Annotated in this window: 2 protein-coding genes; one reads left to right on the top strand and one right to left on the bottom strand. The window is 71.2% G+C overall.

Going from position 1 to position 3,401, the window contains the following annotated elements:
- On the top strand, nt 1-1,605 hold a 1,605-nt coding region (locus ASJ79_RS21095; protein ID WP_231750960.1), incomplete at its 5' end, for a LuxR family transcriptional regulator.
- Here ASJ79_RS21095 and ASJ79_RS21090 read toward each other — a convergent pair.
- Nucleotides 1,602-3,224, bottom strand: a complete 1,623-nt coding sequence (locus ASJ79_RS21090; RefSeq protein ID WP_067959475.1) for an N-acetylmuramoyl-L-alanine amidase — start codon at nt 3,222-3,224, stop codon at nt 1,602-1,604. The two genes, ASJ79_RS21095 and ASJ79_RS21090, sit on opposite strands and share 4 nt — an antisense overlap.
- Nucleotides 3,225-3,401 lie beyond the last annotated feature (177 nt).

The following is a 3,401-nucleotide window of genomic DNA, read 5'->3' as shown; positions in this document are numbered from 1 at the left end:
GCCCGGGCCCGCGGCGCGTCCGCGGCGGCCGCCGAGTTCATGGAGCTGGCGATCCGGCTCGGCGGTGACACGGTGTCACGCCGGATCCGCGCCGCCGAACACCATCACGCCGCGGGCGAGACGGCACGGGCCGCCGCGCTGCTCGACGGTGTGATCGACGACTTGCCGCCCGGTGTGTTGCGCGCGGTCGCGTTGAATCTGCTTGCCGGCGTGCGGATCTTCCACGACGACTACGCCGAGGCGGTCACCCTGCTGGAGCGCGCATGCGTCGACGGCGGCGGCCACGACGCCGTGCACGTCCCGTCGTTGCTGATGCTCTCCTTCGCCCAGGGGGTGGTCGGGGCGTTCGACCGTCAGATCGAGTCGGTGGGCCGGGCCGTCGAAGTCGCCGAGCGCGCCGGCGTACCGTCGCTGACCAGCCAGGCGCTGGCGATGTGGGTGTACGTCAACTGCCAGGCCGGCGGAGGTCTCGACGAGGCGGCGCTGCAGCGTGCGGTCGAGCTGGAGGACGCCGACGGTGAGGTGCCGATCCCGTTCCGCGCCGGCGCCGTCCGAGCCGTGATGCGCGCCGTCACCGGGCGGTTACCGGAGGCCGACCGGGAGCTCGCCGATATCGCCGCGCGGTGCCGGGAGCGGGGCGCCGAACACGACGTGATGGCGGTGACGGGATACCGCACCCTGGTGGCCGTCTGGCGGGGCCGCTACGACGAGGCCGACCGGCACGCCGAGGAGCTGATGGAGCGGGCCGGGCAGGTCGGCGGATCGATGGTGATAGCGATGAGCATCCGTGCCGTGGCGGCCGCATACCGCGGCCGGCAGGCCCAGGCGCGCGACCTCGCGCAGAGCGCACTCGCGCAGGGTGCCGGCCACGTGTCGCTGACCGGGTGGGCGCGTGCGACGCTGACGTTCCTCGACGTGTCGCTCGGTGATTACGCGTCGGCCGCCGAGGCGGCGGCGCCGCTGCTGCAGCTGTACCGGCCGTTCTCGGGGACCGAGCTGATCTGGTGCTGGTTCGTACCGGATGCGGTGGAGGCGCTGATCGCGCTCGGCCGGCACGGTGACGCCGAGCCGATGATCGACGCGTTCGAACGGAACGGGGCCAAGCTGGACAGGGCGTGGCTGCTGGCGGTCGGAAGCCGTTGCCGGGCGATGCTGTCCGCGGCGCAGGGCGATCTGGACGGTGCGCTGCGGGCCGCCGGGCGGGCGATGGCCCAGCACGACCGGCTCCCGATGCCGTTCGAACGGGCCCGAACCGAGCTCGTGCTCGGTGACATCCAGCGCAGACTGCGTCGCCGGGACGCCGCCGCGCGGACCGTCCGCGCGGCGCTGCAGCGGTTCGAGCAGCTCGGGACGCCGCTGTGGGCCGAACGGGCCCGCAGTGAGCTGGCCCGTATCAACGTCGTGGACCGGTCCGCGGGCGCCGAGCTGACCGACTCGGAGCGCCGGATCGCCGAACTCGTGGCCTCCGGGATGAGCAACAAAGACGTCGCCGACACCTTGTACGTCAGCGTCAAGACCGTGGAGACCAACCTCACCCGGGTGTACCGGAAACTGGGCATCCGCTCCAGATCCCAGCTCAGCGCACGGCTGAGTCCCGAGGGCTAGGCCGGGTTGCTCGGCGGGGTGAACCGCTCCAGTTGAACCGGTGCCGAATCGGCGGTGTCGCGCGGCAGTTCGACGGGAACACCGTCGATCACGCGGGTGACGGTGCCCTTCTCCCTGTCGAAGTTCAGCGTGCCGTGCTGGAAGTTCTGCACGATCCACAGCGGTTCGGCGATCTCGGCGCTGGTCGGAAGACCCAGCGCGCCGCGCTCGAATCCCAATGCCCCCCAAGCCTTGTAGAGCTCACCTGTGACGGGCTCGGCGCCGCTTTCCGGTGACCAGTACACCGCGCCGCGCTCGAAGGTCACATACCGTGTCGCACCCTCGCCGGAGGCCTCGGGGGAGGTCGGCCGGCCCAGGAAACTGTTCATCCCGCCCAGTGACTCCCATTTCGCGTGGATCGCGCCGCCGCGGAGCGTCTCGGCCAGTTGTTCCGGGCCCGGCGGGTCGTTGAAACGCGCTGCGATATCACGGATCTGACCCATCAGCGCGTAGGCCGCGTTGCCGGGGCACTCGGTGTTGCCGACGTCGCGGTGGGCGAAGATCGTCGGCAGCGTCGGTGACGCCCCGAACGGGAACCTGCTGAACGAACCGCCCTCGGACGGGAGCACCACGGTGCCGAGCGGATCGGCCCCGGACTGGCCCAGCACCCATCCCAGAAGTCTTGCGGTGTGGCGCAACTGGATCGGCGTCGGGGGGACCGCGTCGAAGTTGCCGAGCATGGCCACACCCCAGGTGTTGTGGTTGAAGCCCCCGGTGTGCGCACCCTCGACGGGACGGCCCATCCCGCCTGCGCGTCCCTCGAAGACCTGGCCGTACTTGTCCACCATCGCGTTGTAGGCGATGTCGCACCAACCCAGGGTGCGGGTGTGGTACTCGTAGATCGACCGGATGATCCCCGCCGAGTCCTGCGGTGCGTACTCGTTACTGCCCGCGGTGTGGTGCACGACGCCGGCACGGACCCTGCTGTCATAGCGGGGTTCGCCGCATCGCATGCTTTCGTCGGCGCCCCATTCGGCACGGTTGATGATGCGCGGCGGCTGCCCCGCGGGGGTGGCCGCATTCGGCATCGGGACCAGGTCCGGCGGCGCTTGCGGCGGGCTGATCAACACGGCGGTGATGTTCTGGGGCAACGGCTGCTCGACATTGGCGGGGATGTAACCGAGTTCGGGGCCGTCGGGCTCGCGCGCGGGGGCGGCGGGCCCGGTCGGCGGTGCGTCCGGGGGCCGGTTCACCGCGATCTGCACGGTCGTGGTGCGCCCGACGAAGACGGGATCGGTGCCGCGTACCCCGCCGGGCCGGTCGGCGCCGACGCCGTCGAGCGGTTCGGCCTCGTACCACGGCCCCCAGGAGCCGTCGTCTTTCTTGGCGCGCACCCGCACCGACGTCGCACCGAAGTCCTGCGCGGTCAGCGCGACCATGGAGAACGGGGTGTCCTGGTGCAACTCCCGGATCGTCTCGCCGCCGCCGACGTCGGTCAGCGGCTGTTGAACCACTTCGGGAGCGGCCATCGACGGGGATTCGTCACCGTCGTCCCCACCGGAGATCGCCAACGGCAGCAACACCACTGTCGCCGCGAGCGCGGAGAACAGTATCGAAGGTGCGGAGCGCCGATACAGCACGGACTGATGTTACGTATGCGTCGTGTGTTGCTTGTGTTACGACACGCGCAACGGCACCGCAGAGCGCGTCGCGCTTCTGCGGTGCCGTTCCGTGACAGGACTGCGCGGCGGGCGGTGCTAGGCGCCCGGTTCGGCCGCGGCCTCGGCGGCCCCGAGGGGAGCCTCGGCGCCGGCCTG

Source organism: Mycobacterium sp. NAZ190054 (genome assembly GCF_001545925.1).
GTDB lineage: Bacteria > Actinomycetota > Actinomycetes > Mycobacteriales > Mycobacteriaceae > Mycobacterium.
This window is presented reverse-complemented; position numbering and strand designations above follow the sequence as displayed.